The following is a 22,807-nucleotide window of genomic DNA, read 5'->3' on the forward strand; positions in this document are numbered from 1 at the left end:
TTCTGTCGGATAAAATGGATCGGTGCGGGTTCGGATCGGGGACATTTTTGAATACAGAGGCTTTTCATGTTTTAAGGGGGCACAGGAGGAACACGATGAGTGGATTTGAGGAGAAGAGAAAACGGTTTGAGTTGTTGATGAAACAGGCAGAACTTCCGGTAGGTTTGACTGACCCTTATTTCCTGGATGGGTGGATTGAACAGGTCGAGACCAATCGTACGAATCGCGAATGGCATATTCAGATTGGAAAGGACACACTGGTGCCAGCGCCGATCTATCGAACGTTCAGTCTGCATATTCAGGAGAAGTTAAATCATATAGCTAAAATTACATTTGCTTTTAAATATACAGACAAGGTGCTGTCTAATGATATCGTAAATGAGTATTGGAACCTGTTTCTGGAGTGGGTTACTCGTGAAATTCCGTCTGTAAATGGTTGGATGAATCGTGCGACAGTGGAATGTGAAGACGATCTGCTGCAACTGACGATGAGTGATTCCACATCTATGGAACTTGCTCGCAAAAAGCAGATTGACCAAGCTATTACTCGATTCTACGAGAAGTATTTTCACTTGCCACTGCGTATTAAAATGCAGGTGGGCGAAGCGGGAAGCAACAAAGAGGCGATGGAGCAATTCCAGGCCCAGAAGAAAGTAGAAGAACGACAGGTAATCGAAAAAATGATGAGTGAAGTCATCGAGACGGAACTGCCGGAAGAAGAAGATCAAGGTGATGTGCGGTTGCAGATGGGGTATGAGATCAAAGAGCCGGCTGTTCCGATGCAGGAAGTTCAGGATGAGGAGAAGAAAATTACACTCCAGGGAACGATCTTTGGTCTGGACCGCAAGGAACTGCGGAATGGAAATACGTTATTCACCTTTTATCTGACAGACTTTACGGATTCAATGCAAATGAAGATGTTTGCCAAAACCAAAGAAGATGTCAAAATTCTCAGCTTGCTGGCGAATGGAAAATGGGTAAAAGTTCGCGGACGTGTAGAGTACGACCGGTTTATGCAAATTCCTGAGCTTGCTATGATTCCTTCGGATCTGACTGAAATCAAGGCACCGCCATCTCGTAAGGATACAGCGGATGAGAAACGTGTAGAATTCCACTTACACTCCACGATGAGCACGATGGATGCCGTAACGTCCATTGATAAATATGTCAAAACAGCTGCTGATTGGGGACATAAGGCCATTGCCGTAACGGACCACGGTGGTGTTCAGGTTTACCCGGAAGCATCCAAGGCGGCCAAGAAAAATGGGATTAAGATGATCTACGGCCTGGAAGCGAATGTGGTGAATGACTCTGTAGCGGTTGTGCTAAATCCACAATCAATGGATCTGAAAACGGCGACGTATATCGTATTTGATATCGAGACCACGGGACTGTCGGTAACGCAGAACAAAATCATTGAGATCGCCGCTGTCAAAGTTCAAGAGGGCAAAGAGGTGGATCGTTTTGCTACCTTTGTCAATCCGCATGAACGAATCCCATACAACATTCAACAGTTAACCAACATTACAGATGAGATGGTAAAAGATGCACCAGAGCTTGAACCGGTTATTCGTGACTTTGTTGCTTTTGCCGGAGATGGTGTACTGGTCGCGCACAATGCACGGTTTGATATGGGCTTTATTCAGGCATCCCTCAAAAATCTGGACATGCCTGAGCTACCAAATCCGGTGCTTGATACCCTAGAACTGGCTCGTCTTTTATATCCAAAAATGAAAAATCACCGGTTGAATACACTGGCTGATAAATATAAAGTTGCACTGGAAAGCCATCACCGGGCGATCGATGATACGATTGCTTTGGCAGGCATTTTGAATGGACTCATCAATGATGCAGCCCAATTAAAAGGTCTGACGATGCTGGATCGTTTGAATGATTTCGTTGGGGTAGACTTGTCGAATACACGTCCTTTCCACTGCGGAATTTATGCCTTGAATGATGTGGGCAAGAAGAACCTGTACAAGCTCGTTTCCCTATCACATACCGAGTATTTTAAACGTGTTGCATGTATACCGAAGTCCAAGCTGGTAAGCTTGCGCGAAGGACTGGTTGTTATATCCGGTTGTGAAAAAGGTGAGTTTTTCGAGGCTGTCCTGAACAAATCGGTGGAAGAAGCCGAGGAAATCGCCGAGTTTTACGACATTCTGGAGATCCAACCATTGACCATGTACATGCATCTGGTGGACAAAGGACTTGTGGCTACGCCAGAAGAACTAAAACTTGCGGTCCGTAAAGTTATCGACATCGGAGCCAAATTGAACAAACCGGTCATTGCGACAGGTAACGTGCATTACTTGGAGCCGCGAGATAAAATTTATCGGGATATTACGATTCATGGAATAACAGGCTTCAGCCCGCTTAAGGACCAGCGCAAACCCGATGCTCATTTTAGAACAACAGCTGAAATGCTGGAGGAATTCCAGTTCCTTGGACAGGATAAAGCGTATGAAGTTGTGGTTACCAATACCATTGAGCTAGCCGATCGTTTTGAGGAGATCAAGCTATTTCCGGACAAACTCTTTACGCCGATTTTGGAGGGTGCGGAGGAGGAAATCCGTAACACCTGTTACAACACGGCCAAATCGATCTATGGTGAAGACCTGCCGGAAGTCATTATTGCTCGTTTGGAAAAAGAATTGCAGCCAATCATCAAATACGGATTTTCTGCCAACTATCTGATCTCGGAACGTCTCGTTAAAAAATCAAATCAAGATGGTTATCTTGTAGGTTCGCGGGGATCGGTGGGTTCGTCCGTCGTAGCAACGTTCCTGGGCATCTCGGAAGTTAATCCGCTTCCTGCACATTATATCTGCGTGAACCCTGAATGTAAGCACAGCGAATGGTTCCTTGACGGTAGTGTACCGAGTGGATTTGACTTGCCAGACAAACCATGTCCTGATTGTGGTGGGAAACTCAAAGGGGAAGGACAGGATATTCCGTTTGAAACTTTCCTTGGGTTTAAAGGGGATAAAGTTCCCGATATCGACTTGAACTTCTCGGGGGATTATCAGCCCCATGCCCATAATTACACGAAAGTGCTGTTTAGTGAGAAAAGTGTGTTCCGTGCGGGTACGATCGGAACGGTCGCTGAGAAAACGGCGTTTGGTTTTGCGAAGAAATACGAAGAACAACATCAAAAGAAATGGCGCGGCGCCGAGTTGAATCGTCTGGCATCCGGCTGTACCGGTGTAAAGCGAAGCACGGGACAGCATCCCGGCGGAATCGTCGTTGTACCGGATTATATTGAGGTGGAAGATGTTACACCTGTCCAGTATCCGGCAGATGATGTTACAGCAGAGTGGAAAACGACCCACTTTGACTATCACGCATTTGAAGAAAACCTGTTGAAGCTTGATATTCTGGGACACGATGATCCGACGATGATGCGTATGCTGCAGGATCTTACGGGCGTTGACCCAACAACGATTCCGATGAATGATCCCAAGGTGATGAGCATGTTCAACTCTACGGATGCCCTTGGCGTAACCCCGGAGCAGATTCGCTCCCCTGTTGCGACATTCGGTGTGCCAGAGATGGGTACGAAATTTGTGCGTCAGATGCTTGTCGAATCTCAGCCGTCGTCTTTTGCCGATTTGTTGCAGATTTCGGGGCTTTCTCACGGGACTGGCGTATGGCTTGGCAATGCGCAGGATCTGATCAAGAACGGCACATGTAACATCAAAACGGTAATTGGCTGTCGGGATGATATCATGTTGTTCCTGATCTATAAGGCGGGAATGGATGCGAGTCTGGCCTTTAAGATTACAGAGAGTGTCCGTAAAGGACGTGGACTGCCACAGGAATGGATTGACGAGATGAAAAACTGCAAGGTACCGCAATGGTACATTGACTCCTGTCTCAAAATCCAGTACATGTTCCCGAAAGCCCATGCGGCTGCTTACGTTATTTCAGCTGTACGTACAGCATTTTTCAAGCTGTATCATCCGATTGAATATTACGCGACATACTTTACCGTTCGTGCAGACGAGCTGGATATTGAGCTGGTGTGCCAAGGTTATGATGCCATCTATCGCAAAATTGTAGAGATCGAACAGCTCGGTTTCCAGGCGCCGCCAAAAGAGAAAAACAGCCTTCCTGTTCTTGAAATGGCACTGGAGATGGCCGCTCGCGGCTTCTCGCTTAAACCGATTGATCTGTACCGCTCAGAAGCGACCAAATTCATTGTGGACGAGAAGTCTCTGATTCCTCCATTCTCTGCACTGGCAGGTATTGGGGATAACGCGGCTCGTAACATTGCAGCGGCCCGCGAGCATGGGGAATTTCTGTCGATTGAGGATTTCCAGCAGAAGTCCAAAGCAACCAAAACGATTGTGGAGTTGCTGACCAACATGGGATGTTTCCGTGGTTTGCCTGAAAGCAATCAGCTGTCCTTGTTCTAATTGACAGGTAATTAGCAGGATAACTTCATTTGTTATGTCTGAAGCCATACACTTCGATTTTTCCTTCATTAGTGTGGTTGGTATGCAAAGGTGGGTTACTTGTCACTATTACCAGACTATGTTATAATTTCTGAAGTGAACGAGATAGTACGAATTTCTGAAGAGTGGGGAAACCCACTCTTTAGTCTTTGGTATACAAGAATCTTGGGTATTTAATCATCTGCCAGCGATTATAGTTGGTGTGACCTAAGTTGGAGGTTATCGGTTTTGAGCACAACGAATATTAAATCTACCGTGGAAGAAATGATCCAACCCTACTTGAACGAACAAGGCTTCGAGCTGGTTGACATCGAATACGTCAAAGAAGGCAGCAACTGGTTTTTACGGGTGTATGTCGACAAAGAGGGTGGAATCGACATCGACGATTGTGTCTTGATCAGCGAAAAGCTGAGCGCCAAGCTTGATGAGAACGATCCGATCCCATCTGTCTATTTCCTTGAAGTGTCTTCTCCCGGTGCGGAGCGTCCACTGAAAAAAGCGGAGGATGTTGCCAAAGCCGTAGGCAAAAACGTATTTGTTACAACCTACGAGCCGGTGAATAAATTAAAGGAATTCGAAGGCAAGCTGCTTTCCTTTGATAATGGGGAGCTTGTGATTGAAGCAGGCAAGAAGCAGCATACCATTTCTTATGAAAAGGTTGCCAGTGCGCGCTTGGCCATTTTGTTTTAAAGTGCCTTGTTCACTTGATTAATGAAAAAGACACATCTCACGATAACGGCAAGGTGCTCACAAGTTTCGAGCCTTAGCCGTTTTACGTATGGGATGCCATGTTTGAAAGGGGGATCAACATTCATGAGTATGGATTTTATTGAAGCAATGAATGAATTGGAACGGGAAAAAGGGATCAGCAAGGATGTGCTGTTTGAAGCGATCGAGGCTGCACTTATCTCCAGTTACAAGCGTAATTTTAACACGGCGCAGAACGTACGTGTTGACATGAACCGTAATACGGGGGTTATTCGCGTATATGCCCGCAAACTGATCGTGGAAGAAGTCCTGGATTCACGCACTGAGATTTCATTGCCTGCTGCACGGGAAATTAATCCACACTTCCAGCTGGAAGATATTGCGGAGATTGAAGTTACGCCGCGCGACTTTGGACGTATCGCCGCACAAACGGCTAAACAGGTTGTAACTCAGCGGATTCGTGAAGCCGAACGTGGCCTGATCTACAATGCTTTCGTGGATAAGGAAGAAGATATCGTTACGGGAGTAGTGCAGCGTCAGGATTTGCGCAATATCTACATCGACCTGGGCAAAATCGAAGCGGCACTGCCACTCACAGAGTTAATGCCGAACGAGAAGTTTGTTCACGGTGACCGCATCAAGGCTTACATCACCAAAGTAGAGAATACGACCAAAGGGCCACAAATCATTTTGTCCCGTACTCATCCGGGCCTCTTAAAACGCCTTTTCGAGCTGGAAGTACCTGAGATATTTGACGGTGTAGTTGAGATTCGTTCGGTTGCCCGCGAAGCAGGATTCCGTTCCAAAATCGCAGTTCATTCTCGCAATGAGGAAGTTGATCCGGTTGGATCTTGTGTAGGTCCAAAAGGGATGCGCGTGCAGACCATTGTGGGTGAGCTGCGCGGTGAGAAAATCGACATCGTTCGTTATTCCGAACAAGTGGACGAATATGTGGCGAATGCACTGAGTCCTTCTAAAGTCTTGGAAGTTCACGTGTTCGAGGAGGAAAAGATGGCTCGGGTGATCGTTCCTGACTATCAACTGTCCCTTGCCATCGGCATCAAAGGTCAAAATGCTAGATTGGCAGCCAAATTAACGGGCTGGAAGATCGACATTAAGAGCGAGAGCCAGGCGGAGCAGGAATTCGGCAGAGAAAAAGATTCTTCTTCGGAAATGCATCAGGATTCCGTCTCCGTCGACTAAAGGAAAGCACGGAGGGGGCGCTGACGTATGAAACCTAAAAAAGTGCCGCTGCGCAAATGTGTGGCATGTCAAGAAATGATGCCCAAAAAACAACTGATTCGCATCGTTAAAACGCCTGAGGACGAAGTACTGATCGATTTGACCGGGAAAAAGTCCGGACGAGGCGCATATCTGTGTGGCAAAGAGTCTTGTTTCAAGCTTGCACTTAAAAATCGTGCGCTTGATCGTGCGCTGAAGAGTAAAGTTTCACCAGAAATCTATGAACAGCTCGCTGCCGATTTCATTGCAGTCGAGGGTGAATTCATTGCTGCACAGGAGCGTGAAGAGGATGAGTGATATGAAAGTGTTGTCTTACCTCGGTCTGTCCATGCGCGCTGGTAAACTGCTCACAGGTGATGAGATTGTGCATAAGGCGATCCGTTCGGGTGAAGCCAAGATGGTTATAGTTGCAGGCGACGCCTCGGCGAATACACAAAAGAAATTTCGCGACAAATGTGCTACTTACAAGGTTCCGCTTCTTATCGGATTGGATCGTGACCGTATTGGGTCAAGCATCGGTAAAGACACGCGGGTGGTTCTTGCAGTAACAGACCTTGGGTTTGCAAAAATGATCTCCAAGCAAGTCGGTATAATGTCGGAGGTGGAGTATATTGAGTAAACAGGAAAACAAGGAAAAATTGCGAGTTTATGAATATGCGAAGTCCCTTAACATGAGCAGTAAAGAAATTATAACCATTCTTAAAAAGCTGGATATTCCCGTTAACAATCATATGAGTGTGATGGAGAATGGTTCAGTCGGTAAAGTGGAACAATTTTTTAAAGATATAAAATCCACTGCCGCTTCGAAACAAGGTGGCGAAGCCAAGTCTGTTGCGACTTCGGCTGTGCGCAGTGACAAATCAGTGGACAGCAACAAGCCGGGCGGCGGAGTGAACACGCCGAATAACAGCACAACAGCCGGTAGTCCCGTACAAACAAAAATACAACAGGAAAAGCAGGTAGGTATGAACAATAGACCAAATTCCAACAATAACAATGGCACTCAGAGACCAAGCGGCCAAGACAGCCGTAACAGAACAAATTCTTCTTCCCAAGGTTCAAGCCAAGGAGGACAAACAGGAAATCGTCCAAGACCAGCTTCAAGCGGTCAAGGAAACACGGCTTCCCGCCCGCAAGGGTCCGGACAACGTCCGAACAATAGCGGTGGTCCAGGCAGAACTACAGGACCGAACACCGGTAGTAACTCTGCCAATAGCGCTAACCGTACTGGTGGCCAAGGGCAGGGACAAGGCGGCCAGCGCAGAGGTGGTCAAGGCAATTCCGGTAATAATAACAGCGGCAACCGTTCCAATAGTGGTGGCGGAGGCGGACGTCGTTTCGACGATAACCGTGGCGGTAACTTCCGTAATAACCGTGGTGGCAAGAACAACCGTAACAGAAATCAGCAACAATATGTACAACGTGAGAAAATCGATAACACGCCTAAGAAAATCATCGTTCGTGGTGATATGACGGTTGGTGAAACAGCGAAACTTCTTCACAAGGATGCTTCTGAAGTTATTAAAAAGCTGATTGGTATGGGTGTTATGGCAACCATTAACCAAGAGCTTGATATCGATACCATTCTCCTCCTTGCAGGTGAATTCGGTGTTGAAGTTGAAGTGAAAATTGTGCTTGAAGACGATCGTTTTGAAACCGTTGAAGAGAATGATGATCCTGCTGACCTTCAATCCCGTCCTCCAGTTGTAACGATTATGGGTCACGTTGACCATGGTAAAACAACATTGCTGGATGCCATTCGTTCTACGAATGTAACTGGCGGCGAAGCGGGCGGAATCACGCAACATATCGGTGCATATCAAGTTGAAATTAACCACAAGAAAATCACGTTCCTGGATACTCCGGGTCACGAAGCATTTACAGCAATGCGTGCGCGTGGAGCACAAGTTACAGATATGACGATTATTGTAGTCGCTGCCGATGACGGTGTTATGCCACAAACGGTTGAGGCGATTAACCACGCGAAAGCGGCAGGTTTGCCAATCATCGTAGCGGTTAACAAAATTGATAAGCCGGGCGCTGATCCTGACAAAGTAAAACAGGAACTGACCAACTATGAACTCGTTCCGGAAGAGTGGGGCGGAGATACGATCTTTGTAAACGTATCTGCGAAACAAAGAATGGGTCTGGAAGGTTTACTTGAAATGATTCTGCTCGTTGCAGAAGTAAATGAATACAAAGCAAATCCGGATAAACGTGCCCGGGGTACGGTCATTGAGGCTGAGCTTGATAAAGGACGTGGACCAGTTGCACGTATCCTTGTACAGCATGGTACATTGAAAGTCGGAGATGCGTTCGTAGCGGGTAACTGTTTTGGTCGTGTACGTGCAATGGTCAATGATAAAGGCCGCCGTTTGAAAGAAGCAGGACCATCTACACCGGTAGAAATTACAGGTTTGACTGAAGTGCCAGGAGCAGGAGATCCGTTCATGGTGTTCGAAGATGAGCGTAAAGCTCGTTCCATCGCTGACAAACGTGCGATTACGCAACGTGAATCCGATCTGGGTACGAACACACGTGTAACTCTGGATGATCTGTTCCAACACATCAAAGATGGTGAGATCAAAGATTTGAACGTGATCATTAAAGGTGACGTACAAGGTTCGGTTGAAGCATTGAAAGGTTCCCTTGCGAAAATCGAGGTTGAAGGTGTACGCGTGAAGATCATTCACAGCGGTGCTGGTGCGATCACGGAATCCGACATCATTTTGGCTGCAGCTTCCAATGCCATCGTGATCGGTTTCAACGTTCGTCCTGAAAACCAAGCCAAAATTACTGCGGATCAAGAGCAAGTAGACATTCGTCTGCACCGCGTCATCTACAGTGTTATCGAAGAGATTGAACAAGCAATGAAAGGTATGCTTGATCCGATCTACAAAGAAAAAGTGATTGGCCATGCTGAAGTACGTAATACCTTCTCCATCAGTAAAGTGGGTACCATTGCGGGCTGTATGGTTACCTCTGGCAAAATCACTCGTTCTGCGGAAGCTCGCCTGATTCGTGATGGTATCGTCCTTTACGAAGGTAAGCTGGATTCCCTGAAACGCTTTAAAGATGATGCCAAAGAAGTGGCTCAAGGTTACGAGTGTGGTATCACATTGGATAAATACAACGATCTCAAGGAAGGCGATGTAATTGAAGCCTTCATCATGGAGACCGTACAACGATAAGCAAGGAAGTTTGAGGTGAACAACAATGGCTAAGATTCGTACAGGTAGAGTGGGCGAGCAGATCAAGAAAGAACTGAGTCTGCTCATCCAGTCAGAACTGAAAGATCCACGCATCGGTTTTATTACCGTGACAGGAGTTGAAGTAACTGGCGACTTGTCGCAAGCCAAAGTTTATCTGAGTGTCTTCGGTGAACAGGAGCAAAAGGATAACTCGCTTAAAGCACTTGCAAAAGCAAACGGCTTTTTGCGCACGGAGCTGGGCAAACGTATCCGGTTCCGTCATGTTCCCGAGTTGATATTCAAGATTGACGAATCAATTGCATATGGTAGCCGAATTGAAAAGCTGCTTGGCGATATTGGTTCTGACAACGACAAAAACGAATCCCAGTAACAGAATAGAGGAGACGGCAATGCACACTTATGAACAGGCGCTCCAGGCAGGAAAACAATTCTTGCTGGAGCATGACGATTACCTGGTCGTGTCGCATGTACAGCCGGACGGTGACGCAGTCAGCTCGACGGTAACGATGGGCTGGCTGCTGTCATGTCTGGGAAAAACATTCACAATGATTAATGAGGGCGAAATCCCATCACGCATGCGTTTTCTGTATCATGCGGATGCCATTGTGAACATGACCGAACACCCCCCGGAGCGTAAGTTTAAAGCGATCATTTGTGTTGATTGCGCTGACTTTGCAAGAGTGGGGCTTACTCGTCAATATTTTGAAGAAGACGCCATTATTTTGAATATCGATCATCATCCTACGAATAACGGATATGGTTCAGTTAACATTATAAAATCCGATGCAGCAGCAACGGCCGAAATTTTGTTTGAATTGCTACAACTCTTTGACATTACATGGGATAAGGATATAGCTACGGCAGTATATACAGGCTTGCTAACAGATACGGGTGGATTCCGTTATGCGAATACAAGTCCCAATGTGATGACTGTTGCTTCCCGCTTACTGGAGCATGGTGTAGATGGGCCTTATTTGGCACAAACGCTACTCGAAGAGGTGACGCTCCCGCAGATTCGCATATTGAACAAGGCACTGTCCTCTTTGCAAATGTCAGAAGACGGTAGAGTTGCCTGGGTTGTTATTACACCAGAAGATATGCAGGAGTGTGGAGCAGCCAACGAAGATCTGGAAGGGATCGTCAACTATACCCGTAACATTCGTGGAGTAGAAGTGGGCATCTTTTTCAAAGTGATCAACGATAATGCTGTTAAAGCTTCCTTGCGTTCTGCCGGTAAAATAGATGTTGCAGCACTGGCACAAACTTTTGGTGGCGGCGGACATGTTCTCGCAGCTGGATGCCGACTGGAAGGCAAAGTCGAAGAAAGCGTGGAAAAAGTGTTGAAGCAGGTGAATACACAATGGTAAAACCGTTTGAAGGTATTCTCCCGGTATACAAACCAGCGGGATTCACTTCCCATGATGTTGTAGCCAAAATGCGTCGGATTTTGAAAATGAAGCGCATCGGTCACACGGGAACGCTCGATCCGCAGGTAACTGGCGTTCTTCCGTTATGCCTTGGGCGAGCGACACGGGTGGTGGAGTATATGCAGGAACTTCCGAAGGAGTATCTGGCGACACTAAGGCTGGGCCTTGCTACAGACACCGAGGATCTGACGGGTGAAGTTATTGAACGTTCGGAATCGCCTGTAGAAGTAACTCAGGATCAGGTGGAAGAGGTATTACAGAAGTTTCTGGGTACCATTTCACAGGTTCCGCCAATGTATTCAGCAGTAAAGGTCGACGGAAAACGGCTATATGAGCTTGCCCGCGAGGGTAAGACCGTAGAACGCAAGAGTCGTGAAGTCACCATCTACGAGCTTGAGCTTATAGGGATCGAAACCCATGATGGCACAACGGATATATCGTTCCGTGCCTTGTGCTCAAAAGGGACGTATATTCGCACATTATGTGTAGACATCGGTCGTGAACTTGGTTTCCCCTCCACCATGGTTAAGCTGGAGCGCACCATATCTGCTGGTATCTCGGCAGATCATTGTCTTCGTATCGAAGACGTGGAACAGCGTATGAACGAAGGGACTCTCTCTGAAGCATTGATTCCCGTAGATGAAGCGATCTCTTCCATTCCAGCCCATAAAGTTGGAGAAGAACAGACGAAGGGCGCTCTACAGGGCCAAAAGCTGTCAGCACGTTTACTGGAGCCACCTGTGGAGAAGCCAGGGCTACTCCGTCTATACGCTCAAGATGGAACGTTTCTAGGTATTTTTGAACGGGATGAATCGAAACCAACCGTGAGGGCTGTTAAAGTCTTCTTACCGGAATAAAGAGGCAATGGCTTGGCGTGATGACGAGGTTCAAGCTTGGCCTATCAAGTGAAATGCAGGTGAATGATTGTGAAAACCGTAATGCTAACCTATCCGCAAACATTGCAATCGGCGGAACTGAGTACACATCCCCAAGTGCTGGCTATCGGTCAATTTGACGGGTTGCATCTCGGACATGCAAGCGTCATTCTATCCGCTGTTCGCATCGCTAGGGAATCGGATATGAAGGCGGCCGTCATGACCTTCCACCCACACCCGAAGGAAGTTATGCGCAAAGGGGATTACGAGGGTTATCTGACGCCTCTGAGAGACAAAGAAGAAATTTTGGCTGGCATGGGCGTAGACATACTCTATGTTGTTGAGTTCAATGAATCATTTTCACAGCTCTCGCCAGAGCAATTCGTTCATGAACTGTTGCTTCCTCTCCAAACGCGTACAGCGGTTGTTGGATTTGATTTCCGGTTCGGGCACAAAGGTGCTGGGGATGAACAAATGCTTCGTGCGCTCGGGGATGGAGAAATGACAGTAGAGACCGTGCCTCCGTTTTTGCTGGGCGGGGAGAAAGTAAGTAGCTCGCTGATCCGTGCTCTTTTGAAGCGTGGTGAGATGGGTGAGGCAAGCCAGTGGCTTGGACGTCCTTATAGTGTCAGAGGTACTGTGATTCACGGAGAGAAAAGGGGACGGACCATCGGTTTTCCTACCGCCAATCTCGAACTTACCGATCACTATGTTACACCAGCCAAAGGTGTATATGCTGTACGAGTAAACGTTGGCGATCAAGAATTGACAGGTGTGATGAACCTTGGTGTCAAACCTACCTTTCACGAGAATGGAATGAGACCGACGTACGAAGTACATCTGCTTAATTTTGACGGCCAAATCTATGATCAGGAACTGAAAGTAGAACTGGTGCATTACATTCGAAATGAACGAAAATTCGATTCCATCGATGCTCTGATTGCTCAGATCCGTGAAGATGCACTGACCGCAGCTCGCTTACTGTCCTAAAAACTTTAATAAAATGGATGTTTACATTTACTTTGTCCGGGCAAGTATGGTATAATGTACTACGTTGTCGAATGAGGCAACATTAACCTTAGCTTGGTTACACGCTCTCACCGGCGGTGACGAGGCTAATGGCGATTATAATGAAGGAGGTGAATAGGATGGCATTGACTCAAGAACGTAAACAACAACTGATCGACGAGCACAAAACTCATGAGTCCGATACTGGATCACCTGAGGTGCAAGTTGCTATCCTTACGGAAAACATCAGAAGTTTGACAGACCACTTGCGTACGCATAAGAAAGACCACCACTCACGTCGTGGACTTTTGAAAATGGTAGGTCAACGTCGTAAGCTTTTGGCTTACGTGAAAAACAAAGATGTTAAACGTTACAGCGCACTGATCGAAAAACTCGGATTGCGTCGTTAATTATCGTACATGTTTTCAAAATCAACCTGGCTGTTATCCGCTTTTCTTTTGTCTAAAAGGACAAGCGGAGCTTACAGCCGGGTTGTTTTGTAGATGAACATGTTGCCATATATTTGTAGCTGAGGGCTCCGCAAGGAGCTTTTGTTTTGCAAGTCAGTCTCCGGCCTGTCCAACTATAGTTAATGAATGCTGGACAAGCAGGAAATACTGTGAATATGCAGAATCCATTGTGATAGGAACGAATTAAAGGAGGGATTTCATGGAACAGCGTGTTGAAATGCAGCTTGGTGGAAGAAAGCTTACGCTTGAAACCGGGCGTTTGGCCAAGCAGGCAAATGCTGCCGTAAAGGTAACATACGGGGATACCGTCGTATTGTGTACCGTGACAGCATCCAGTGAGCCGAAAGATTTGGACTTTTTCCCACTAACGGTGAACTATGAGGAAAGATTGTACGCTGTTGGTAAAATCCCAGGTGGATTTATCAAGCGTGAAGGTAGACCATCCGAGAAAGCAATTCTGGCAAGTCGTCTGACAGACCGTCCGATTCGTCCATTGTTCCCGGAAGGTTTCCGTAACGATGTACAAGTTCTGAATATTGTTATGAGCGTGGATCAGGATTGTGAACCACAAATCGCAGCAATGATTGGTACTTCAGCAGCACTGAGCATTTCCGATGTACCTTTCAGTGGGCCAATTGGTGGTGTGAAGGTGGGCCGTATTGATGGAGAGTTCATCATTAACCCAACAATTGCACAGCTTGAAGTCAGCGAACTTGAACTCGTGGTTGCAGGAACTAGAGATGCGATCATGATGGTTGAAGCCGAAGCGAACGAGTTACCAGAAGAAGTGATGCTTGAAGCAATCATGTTCGGACATGACGAGATCAAAAACATCGTAACGGTGATTGAGCAGCTTGTACAAGTAGCTGGTAAAGAAAAAATGGAAGTGAAACTGCATGCCGTTAATGCAGAAGTGAACAGCAGCGTGCGTGAGTTTGCAAGTGCACGTTTGGTGGAAGCTGTTAAAATTGCTGAGAAACATGCCCGTCAAGATGCGATTGATGTCGTGAATGACGAAACTGTTGCTCATTTTGAAGAGAAATACATTGAATCACCTGAATTGTTAAAAGATGTGAAAGAAGTGCTGCACGATATCGTCAAAGAAGAAGTGCGCCGTCTGATCACTCACGATAAAGTACGTCCGGATGGACGCGGCCTTGCTGAAATTCGTGCAATTGAATGTGATACTTCACTGCTTCCGCGTACACATGGTTCAGGTCTGTTCACACGTGGACAAACGCAAGCACTGAGCATCTGTACACTAGGTGCACTGGGTGACGTTCAAATTCTGGATGGCATCAGTTTAGAAGAAACGAAACGTTTCATGCATCACTATAACTTCCCGCCGTTCAGCGTAGGTGAAGCTCGTCCGCTTCGTGCGCCAGGACGTCGTGAAATCGGACATGGTGCCCTTGGTGAGCGTGCATTGTCTAAGGTTATTCCTTCTGAAACGGACTTCCCATACACGATTCGTTTGGTATCTGAAGTATTGGAATCCAACGGTTCTACGTCCCAAGCAAGTATCTGTGCAAGTACACTTGCCATGATGGACGCAGGTGTACCAATCAAAGCACCGGTAGCTGGTGTGGCGATGGGTCTGATCAAAGACGGAGACCATGTATCTATCCTGAGTGATATTCAAGGTATGGAAGATCATCTGGGCGATATGGACTTCAAAGTAGCAGGAACACCTGAAGGCGTAACAGCGATTCAAATGGATATTAAAATTGATGGAATCGATCGTCAAATCTTGTCCGAAGCGCTAGCTCAAGCCAAAGAGGGACGTATGCACATTTTGGGTAAAATGACCGAAGTGATGAAAACACCTCGTGAGCAATTGTCCCAATATGCGCCTAAAATTACGACTATGCATATCAATCCGGACAAAATCCGTGATGTCATCGGCGCTGGTGGTAAAATCATCAATAAAATCATCGAAGAAACCGGTGTTAAAATTGATATCGAGCAGGATGGACGTGTCTTTATCGCTTCTTCCAATCAGGAGATGAATGATAAAGCCAAAGCGATCATCGAAGGCATTGTACGCGAAGTGCTTGTTGGCGAAATCTATGTCGGCAAAGTAAAACGCGTTGAGAAATTCGGTGCATTCGTTGAAGTGTTGCCAAACAAAGAGGGTCTGGTTCACATCTCCCAATTGTCTACTGAGCGTGTAGCGAAAGTAGAAGATGTTGTGGCGATTGGTGATTCTATTACTGTAAAAGTAACCGAGATTGACCCGCAAGGTCGAATCAACTTGTCCCGTAAAGCAGTACTAACAGCAGAAGCTCCTGCGCAATCTTAGGTTGCTGACGTTGGTTTGAATAACATAAGCATGATTGAATGAAGAGACAGAATGTGAATTTCTGGCTCTTTTTTTAACGTTTAAACAAAAATACGTTCCATTCAAAAGATTGCAGTTTTTATTCATATTCCTGTCCTTGTCCTCATATGATGGGGACAAAGACGGCAGGAGGATGGAGCTGTGAGAAACCAATCCAAAAAACTGGCGGTTGTTCTTGCGGGTGTGGCGGCGGTCATGCTAATCGGACAAGTGGACAGTGTACGTACATACATTACGGAGATCCGTGATGGTCCGGGAACTCAGAATGCTTTTGACATGTTTAAGGAAGCGACCGGAGAAGAGTCATTGTTATCTGCGATCAAGGATAAGGCAGCTGAAACTCGAATTGCACCGGTGAATGCGAGAGTTGATCGAGTATGGAAAGCGATCCCGGGTTATAACGGCCTGGAGATCGACGTAGAAGCTACGTATCGCAAGGCGCTGGGTGGCACGCTGAATACCAAAATTCCATATGTCTATCGCCAGACCCAGCCGGAAATTCAGTTAAAAGACCTGGGGGCACATCCGATTTATCGAGGCAATGAGAGTAAACCCATGGTTTCTTTTATGATTAATGTCGCTTGGGGCAATGAATTCCTTGTTCCAATGTTGGACACGCTTGACGCGGAGAAGGTGAAGGCTACATTTTTTCTGGATGGAAGTTGGCTGAGCAAAAATGCAGAACTCGCCAAGGAAATTCAGAAGCGTGGACATGAGCTTTCCAACCATGCATATTCACATCCCGACATGAGTCGTTTGAGTGCAGAGCGAGCCCGATTAGAAATTAGCAAAACCCAGGATCTGTTGCAACAAACCCTTGGAGTGGAAAATCGTTGGTTCGCTCCGCCTTCGGGTGATTTTAATCAAAAAACGGTGGATATCGCGGCATCTATGGGGCTAAAAACCGTCTTGTGGACGGTAGATACAGTGGACTGGCGCAAACCCAGCCCAGACTCTGTCATAGCCAAAATTGCCAATAAAACCGAGGCCGGATCGTTAATTCTCATGCATCCAACCTCATCCTCCGCAGGAGCACTGAAAGGTATGATCGATTCCATACATGCTAAAGGACTGTCGTTAGGAACTGTAAGTGAAACGTTGTCTTCTGAACGGGTGCAAGGCCATACGGTTGAGTGAACGCCGTTTTTTTGTTAATATCAAAAAGTTGGAACCAAATGTCGATTTCAATTTCATCATTATTGAAATCAGGGCAATTATAGAGATGTAGGAGGGCCAACCGTGAAAAAAATTCAGCTGGGCAATGGCCTCAGAGTTGTGATGGAACAAATCCCGACCTGTCGTTCCGTGTCATTTGGAATCTGGGTCAAAACAGGTTCGCGTAATGAGCGAACAGAAAATAACGGGGTATCCCATTTTATTGAACATATGCTTTTTAAGGGGACGGATCGGTTTGATGCGAAGGCGATTGCGGAGCAGTTTGATGCGATCGGCGGTAACGTAAATGCATTTACCTCCAAGGAATATACCTGCTATTACGCAAAAGTGTTGGATGAGCATCTTCCCATTGCGGTGGATGTGTTGTCCGATATGTTCTTCCGCTCCAAAATGGACGACGGTGAACTCGTCAAAGAGAAAAATGTGATTTTGGAAGAAATCTCAATGTACGAGGATACGCCTGACGACATGGTTCACGATTTGATGGCGCTCGCTGCATATGGAGAGCATCCGCTGGCATATCCAATCCTGGGAACCGAAGAACGTCTTAAAGCGATGGATTCCAGTCATTTACGTGCATATATGAAGGAACATTACACCATCGAGAACACCGTGATCAGTATTGCGGGTAACATTGACGATAGCGTGATTGATCTGATGGAGAAACACTTTGGTGCGTTTGATGTTAACGGTGTAACCGAGGAAGTAAACATTCCGGCTTTTCAAAGCGGTCAGCTCTTCCACAAAAAGAAAACGGAGCAGAATCATATCTGTATTTCGTTTCCAGGTTGCAAAATCGGAGACCCGCTACAATTTGCGATGGTTGTTCTTAACAATGCGATTGGCGGCGGTATGAGCTCCAGATTGTTCCAGGAAATCCGTGAAAAGCGAGGGCTAGCTTACTCCGTTTATTCTTATCATAGCTCTCATGCGGACAGCGGACTATTCACGATCTATGCGGGTACAGCGCCGAAACAGACCAAAGAAGTACTGGATCTAACCAAAGAGGTGCTACGTGATCTGGCTGTAAATGGATTATCCGAAGATGAACTGCGTAAAGGCAAGGAGCAGCTGAAAGGCAGTCTGATCCTGAGTCTGGAGAGCACGGGCAGCCGCATGAACCGACTGGGGAAAAATGAATTGATGCTTGGCAGACATCATACGCTTGACGAAATGATTGCCAAGATTGAGCAAGTCACGATGAAAGACATTGACGCTGTGCTTGATCTGATGTTTGCAGAGCCGTTTGCGCTCGCGATGGTAGGAGCATCGGACAAGACGATTGCTGGACTTAGAAGGGATGATTTGGTTGCATTACGTTCAAATAAAGAAATTACCGGGTAACGAAGATATTAAACTGCCGCAAAAGATGTCCGAGCTGGCTGCTGGCTTTGATGTGGTGGCGGCATTGAAAGAAGAAGTTGTGCTAGAGCCAGGGCAGCGTACATTGATTCCGACTGGTCTTGCGATGGCGATGCCTGCTGGGCTGGAAGCTCAAATTCGTCCACGTAGCGGACTTGCTTTCAAACACGGGATTACTTGCCTGAATACACCGGGAACCATTGATGCGGATTATCGTGGTGAGGTGAAGGTGTTGCTCATTAATTTGGGTCAGGAGCCCTTTACGATTGTGCGTGGGGAACGGATTGCTCAAATCGTGTTTCAGACGGTGCCTGCCATCGAATTGACGGAAGTGGCTGAACTTTCGGAGACCGTGCGGGGCGAAGGCGGATTCGGGCACACAGGTAAATAACAATACCGATTTCTTTTTTACAAATATATAGTTGGATAACTATAATAATATCGTGTATCCCAGCCGTCCTTTACAGGGCGGCTTTTTATGTTGAACAAGGATTTCATTCCTTTATTGTTTCACCCCCCTGTAGGCCACTGCATACGATAAGGCATACATGTGGTGAAAGGAGTGACGTCCCGATGCTGACCGGAGTCCGGATAGTCGTTCTTGGCGGAGATGCAAGGCAACTTGAAGTCATTCAAAAATGCGCCGAGCTCGATGCGACGGTAAGTGTAGTAGGCTTCGATCAACTGGAGCAAGTGATTCCGGGCATTGAGCACCGCGAGCTCAAGGATGAAGTATTTGCTTCTGCAGATGTACTGGTACTGCCTGTTGTGAGCTGTGATGATCAAGGAAAAGTGAGCTCTTCGTTTAGTGGTGAACCGATTGTTCTGAAAAAGGAACATATGGCCGCCCTGCCGGAGCATTGCACCGTATTTACTGGTATGGCAAAGCCGTTTTTGCGTGAACTTTGCGAGGAGAATGGCCTTCGGCTTGTGGAAGTGCTTGATCGTGATGATATCGCACTATACAACTCTATTCCGACAGCGGAGGGAGCCATCGCCATTGCAATTAAAGAAACGGATTTTACGATTCACGGGTCTGAATGCATCGTGCTTGGCATCGGTCGAACAGGGTTTACGCTAGCCAAAACATTGCAAGGACTTGGAGCTAATGTACGAGTGGGAATTCGGCGGAATGAGGATGTTGCCAGAGCAACAATCATGGGCTGGAAGCCTTTCATGACAACGGATTTGGCCGCTCAAACCGGGGAAGTTGACTTGCTTTTTAATACGATACCGACTATGATAATCACAGCACAAATCCTGTCCAGAATGCCTCAAAAAGCGGTTATTATTGACCTTGCATCCGCCCCTGGCGGCTGCGACTTTAGATATGCCGACAAACGTGGCATCAAGGCACTGCTCGCACCTGGCCTCCCCGGCATTGTTGCTCCCAAAACGGCTGGCGGCATTATTGCCGACGCGTTAATCCGTTTGCTTTTGGAAGAACAGAACGCACGGGAGGTTAAATCATGAACTGGCAGGGTAAAACGGTAGGTTACGCAATTACGGGGTCTCATTGTACTTTTGAAGAGGTTATGCCGGTCATTAGCCGCTTTGTATCCGAAGGCGCGAATGTCGTTCCGATTATTTCCAACTCGGTACTGACGACAGATACACGTTTCGGTACAGCGCAGAATTGGCAAAAACAATTGAAAGATATAACGGGTAATGATATCATCTCTACAATTGTTGAGGCGGAGCCTTTAGGGCCCTCTAAGCTGCTTGATGTGCTGGTCATTGCTCCATGTACGGGGAATACCACAAGCAAGCTGGCGAACGCGATGACGGATAGTCCGGTGCTTATGGCTGCAAAAGCGCAGATGCGTAATCAGCGTCCGCTTGTGCTGGCGATATCGACGAATGATGGACTTGGTTTGAATGCAGCAAATATAGCTAAATTATTAGTGGCCAAATATGTATATTTTGTACCGTTTGGTCAAGATGATCCAATGAAAAAACCAAACTCGTTAGTTGCCAAAATGGAACTTATCCCGGAGGCTTGCTGGAGTGCACTAGAAGGAAAGCAATTGCAACCGATGATTGTGGAGCGTGCTCCACAGGCTTAAGGATGGCATTTAGGGCAATAACGGCAATGCGCTTGGAGAAATGAAGAAGGGTACGAGAGACAAAGAAAATCATGGGGGACGATAGCTGGTCTATACAGCTACCTCTAAACACGTTCCTGTTCATAAGGGCATTCCTGCTTGCATATGATCTTCATGCAGCAAGCAGGAGAGATGTATTTGATATACATGTCATACATGCCGTATACATTGCTGAGATTATCGCATCGGAACGCTCCCAAGGGTTATGCATTTGTTGATTTGACCCGTGTCCAGTCTTCTTGCGTACACAAATGGAGGAATAAAGATGCGTATTATGGTACAAAAATTTGGAGGTACATCGCTCTCTACAGTGCAAGCAAGAGAGCATGTGCTCCGGCATGTTAAACGTGAGCTCGAAGCGGGTTTTAACCTCGTTATTGTGGTTTCAGCTATGGGCCGCCGCGGTGAGCCGTATGCTACGGATACACTTTTGGACTGGGCTGCACAGAACGGAAATGCTCTATCTGCTCGGGAGAAAGATTTACTGCTGTGCTGTGGTGAAATTATTTCTGCAACAACGCTCAGCAGCTTGCTTGAACATGAAGGCATTCCAACTTCAGTGCTGACCGGCGCACAAGCGGGTTTTGTGACGGACGACAATTTCGGGAATGCCCGGATATTGGATGTCCGTCCTGTTCGTGTGCTGGAACAGCTTCAACTTGGTCGTGTTGTCATTGTAACTGGATTCCAGGGACAAACGGAAAAAGGCGATTTTACCACACTCGGACGCGGAGGCAGTGATACATCCGCTACAGCTCTGGGTGCAGCACTACGAGCTGAGATGGTGGACATCTACACGGACGTTAACGGGATATTAACGGCTGACCCTCGGATTGTTGAAGATGCTCGTCCACTAACCGTAGTAAGCTATGCAGAAATCTGTAACATGGCTCATCATGGGGCAAAGGTTATTCATCCGCGTGCCGTCGAGATTGCGATGCAATCGCAAATTCCCGTGCGGGTAAGATCTACTTTTGCCGATACAGAAGGTACGCTTGTTACCCATCCGGAAGGGTTTCAGGATGTACAGACAGGCATTATTGACCGCTATGTAACCGGTATTGCTTATGTGAGCAATGTTACGCAAATTACGGTGGATGTGCCTGGTGGGACGGATCGACTGCAATTAAAAGTTTTCAAAACGATGGCTGAAAATTCAATTAGCGTTGATTTTATTAATGTTACCCCCTCGGGAGTCGTCTATACCGTGTTTGATAGTGATTCAGAGAAGGCTTTACGCGTATTGCAGGAGATCGGTCTAAAGCCTCAAAGTCTGTCCGGCTGTGCCAAAGTATCTGTTATTGGCGGAGGAATTAACGGTGTGCCTGGAATTATGGCCCGCATTGTGGAGTCACTGACGCTCGCAGACATTCAGATTTTGCAATCAGCGGATTCCAACACGACGATCTGGGTGCTTGTCAAAAAAGAAGATATGGTTCAGGCCCTGAGGGCACTTCATACCTCATTCGAACTTCACTTGTAACTCACCCATGTTAGCGGACCCAGACTTGTTTTGAGGGAGGAATCGATTTGGACTTTGGAAGATTGATTACAGCAATGGTCACTCCGTTCAATGCACAAGGAGAGATACATTGGGAGGAAACGGCACGTCTCATCGATTATCTGATCGTTGATCAAAAGTCGGAGACTCTCGTGATTTCTGGTACAACAGGGGAGTCGCCAACACTTAGTGATACAGAGAAAGTTCAATTATTCGAATTTGCAGTGAAACATGCGGCTGGAAGGTGCAAGATTATAGCCGGGACGGGCAGCTACAATACAGCGCATTCTATCCATCTGACAGAGGAAGCTGAACGTGTCGGGGTAGACGGGGTATTATTAGTTGTACCGTACTACAACAAACCTAGCCAAGAAGGTATGTTTAGACATTTTGAAGCGATTGCTGCTGCAACGACGTTGCCAGTGATGCTGTACAATGTACCTGGACGTACTGTCGCAAACCTGTCTGCCGCAACCACATTGCTACTGGCACAAATCCCGAATATTGTGGCGACGAAGGAATGTGCATCCATGGAGCAGGTGACTTTAATAGCAGCGGGTGCGCCTGACCATTTCAGAGTCTATACAGGGGATGACGCAGCAGGTCTGCCTGCTATTGCAGTCGGTGCTCACGGTATTGTTAGCGTGGCGAGTCATGTCGTAGGTGCGGAGATGAAAAATATGATCGATGCCTTTTATGGCGGCGACCCTCTACAGGCGAGACGCATTCATCAGAAGCTCTTCCCGCTCTTCAAAGGGCTGTTTGAGTGCCCACAGCCTTTGCCTAATCCGGTAGCGGTAAAATATGCATTAACTTTACGCGGACTGGACGTAGGTTCAGTACGTCTGCCTTTGATTCCGCCTACTACGGAGGAGCAGGATTACATTAAAAATCTGCTTCAATTGTAAATAAAAGTTGGATTC

At 46.8% G+C, this 22,807-nt stretch carries 19 protein-coding genes; all 19 read left to right on the plus strand.

Going from position 1 to position 22,807, the window contains the following annotated elements:
- The first annotated feature begins 95 nt into the window (after positions 1-95).
- The 19 genes from MHI38_RS27450 to dapA all read left to right on the plus strand — a co-directional run bounded on the left by MHI38_RS27450 (position 96) and on the right by dapA (position 22,792).
- Positions 96-4,418, plus strand: coding sequence for a PolC-type DNA polymerase III (locus MHI38_RS27450; RefSeq protein ID WP_154886349.1), 4,323 nt, complete (start codon positions 96-98; stop codon positions 4,416-4,418).
- Between the two features lie 267 nt (positions 4,419-4,685).
- Complete coding sequence (gene rimP / locus MHI38_RS27455) at positions 4,686-5,147, plus strand: ribosome maturation factor RimP (RefSeq protein WP_090923836.1); 462 nt, start codon at positions 4,686-4,688, stop codon at positions 5,145-5,147.
- A gap of 123 nt (positions 5,148-5,270) precedes the next feature.
- The gene (gene nusA, locus MHI38_RS27460) at positions 5,271-6,368 is read left to right on the plus strand and encodes a transcription termination factor NusA (protein WP_090923835.1); all 1,098 of its coding nucleotides are present in this window, start codon (positions 5,271-5,273) and stop codon (positions 6,366-6,368) included.
- A gap of 27 nt (positions 6,369-6,395) precedes the next feature.
- Positions 6,396-6,704: an RNase P modulator RnpM gene (rnpM, locus tag MHI38_RS27465; protein ID WP_154886348.1), complete on the plus strand. Its 309-nt coding sequence runs from the start codon at positions 6,396-6,398 to the stop codon at positions 6,702-6,704.
- Positions 6,697-7,026 carry a L7Ae/L30e/S12e/Gadd45 family ribosomal protein gene (locus MHI38_RS27470; protein ID WP_154886347.1) on the plus strand — a complete coding sequence of 110 codons (330 nt, stop codon included), beginning with the start codon at positions 6,697-6,699 and terminating at the stop codon, positions 7,024-7,026. Before rnpM ends, MHI38_RS27470 begins: the two co-directional genes overlap by 8 nt.
- The gene (gene infB, locus MHI38_RS27475; RefSeq protein ID WP_154886346.1) at positions 7,019-9,598 is read left to right on the plus strand and encodes a translation initiation factor IF-2; all 2,580 of its coding nucleotides are present in this window, start codon (positions 7,019-7,021) and stop codon (positions 9,596-9,598) included. Before MHI38_RS27470 ends, infB begins: the two co-directional genes overlap by 8 nt.
- 25 nt (positions 9,599-9,623) lie before the next feature.
- A complete protein-coding gene (gene rbfA, locus MHI38_RS27480) occupies positions 9,624-9,989 on the plus strand; it encodes a 30S ribosome-binding factor RbfA (RefSeq protein ID WP_090923831.1) in 366 nt (121 codons plus the stop codon).
- A gap of 19 nt (positions 9,990-10,008) precedes the next feature.
- The gene (locus tag MHI38_RS27485; RefSeq protein ID WP_154886345.1) at positions 10,009-10,986 is read left to right on the plus strand and encodes a DHH family phosphoesterase; all 978 of its coding nucleotides are present in this window, start codon (positions 10,009-10,011) and stop codon (positions 10,984-10,986) included.
- On the plus strand, positions 10,980-11,903 hold the full coding sequence (gene truB, locus MHI38_RS27490; RefSeq protein WP_154886344.1) for a tRNA pseudouridine(55) synthase TruB: 924 nt from the start codon (positions 10,980-10,982) through the stop codon (positions 11,901-11,903). The genes MHI38_RS27485 and truB overlap by 7 nt, the downstream gene beginning before the upstream one ends.
- A 69-nt stretch (positions 11,904-11,972) precedes the next feature.
- Complete coding sequence (locus tag MHI38_RS27495; protein ID WP_373323191.1) at positions 11,973-12,911, plus strand: bifunctional riboflavin kinase/FAD synthetase; 939 nt, start codon at positions 11,973-11,975, stop codon at positions 12,909-12,911.
- Positions 12,912-13,069: 158 nt separating this feature from the next.
- On the plus strand, positions 13,070-13,339 hold the full coding sequence (gene rpsO, locus MHI38_RS27500) for a 30S ribosomal protein S15 (protein WP_056700672.1): 270 nt from the start codon (positions 13,070-13,072) through the stop codon (positions 13,337-13,339).
- A gap of 259 nt (positions 13,340-13,598) precedes the next feature.
- Positions 13,599-15,701, plus strand: coding sequence for a polyribonucleotide nucleotidyltransferase (gene pnp / locus MHI38_RS27505; RefSeq protein ID WP_090923827.1), 2,103 nt, complete (start codon positions 13,599-13,601; stop codon positions 15,699-15,701).
- Between the two features lie 180 nt (positions 15,702-15,881).
- Positions 15,882-16,877: a polysaccharide deacetylase family protein gene (locus tag MHI38_RS27510; RefSeq protein ID WP_186809550.1), complete on the plus strand. Its 996-nt coding sequence runs from the start codon at positions 15,882-15,884 to the stop codon at positions 16,875-16,877.
- Positions 16,878-16,979: 102 nt separating this feature from the next.
- Positions 16,980-18,260 (plus strand): M16 family metallopeptidase, encoded by a 1,281-nt coding sequence (locus tag MHI38_RS27515; RefSeq protein WP_090923826.1) that lies wholly within the window; start codon positions 16,980-16,982, stop codon positions 18,258-18,260.
- The gene (gene dut / locus MHI38_RS27520; RefSeq protein ID WP_186809549.1) at positions 18,217-18,669 is read left to right on the plus strand and encodes a dUTP diphosphatase; all 453 of its coding nucleotides are present in this window, start codon (positions 18,217-18,219) and stop codon (positions 18,667-18,669) included. The genes MHI38_RS27515 and dut overlap by 44 nt, the downstream gene beginning before the upstream one ends.
- A gap of 182 nt (positions 18,670-18,851) precedes the next feature.
- A complete protein-coding gene (gene dpsA, locus MHI38_RS27525; protein ID WP_090923824.1) occupies positions 18,852-19,751 on the plus strand; it encodes a dipicolinate synthase subunit DpsA in 900 nt (299 codons plus the stop codon).
- Positions 19,748-20,344, plus strand: coding sequence for a dipicolinate synthase subunit B (locus tag MHI38_RS27530; protein WP_123064494.1), 597 nt, complete (start codon positions 19,748-19,750; stop codon positions 20,342-20,344). The genes dpsA and MHI38_RS27530 overlap by 4 nt, the downstream gene beginning before the upstream one ends.
- 304 nt (positions 20,345-20,648) lie before the next feature.
- Positions 20,649-21,866 carry an aspartate kinase gene (gene dapG, locus MHI38_RS27535; protein WP_154886341.1) on the plus strand — a complete coding sequence of 406 codons (1,218 nt, stop codon included), beginning with the start codon at positions 20,649-20,651 and terminating at the stop codon, positions 21,864-21,866.
- 47 nt (positions 21,867-21,913) lie between these two features.
- Positions 21,914-22,792 carry a 4-hydroxy-tetrahydrodipicolinate synthase gene (dapA, locus tag MHI38_RS27540; protein WP_341181884.1) on the plus strand — a complete coding sequence of 293 codons (879 nt, stop codon included), beginning with the start codon at positions 21,914-21,916 and terminating at the stop codon, positions 22,790-22,792.
- Positions 22,793-22,807: the final 15 nt, after the last annotated feature.

The sequence above is a fragment of the Paenibacillus sp. FSL K6-1558 genome (genome assembly GCF_038002565.1).
Classification (GTDB): domain Bacteria; phylum Bacillota; class Bacilli; order Paenibacillales; family Paenibacillaceae; genus Paenibacillus; species Paenibacillus polysaccharolyticus.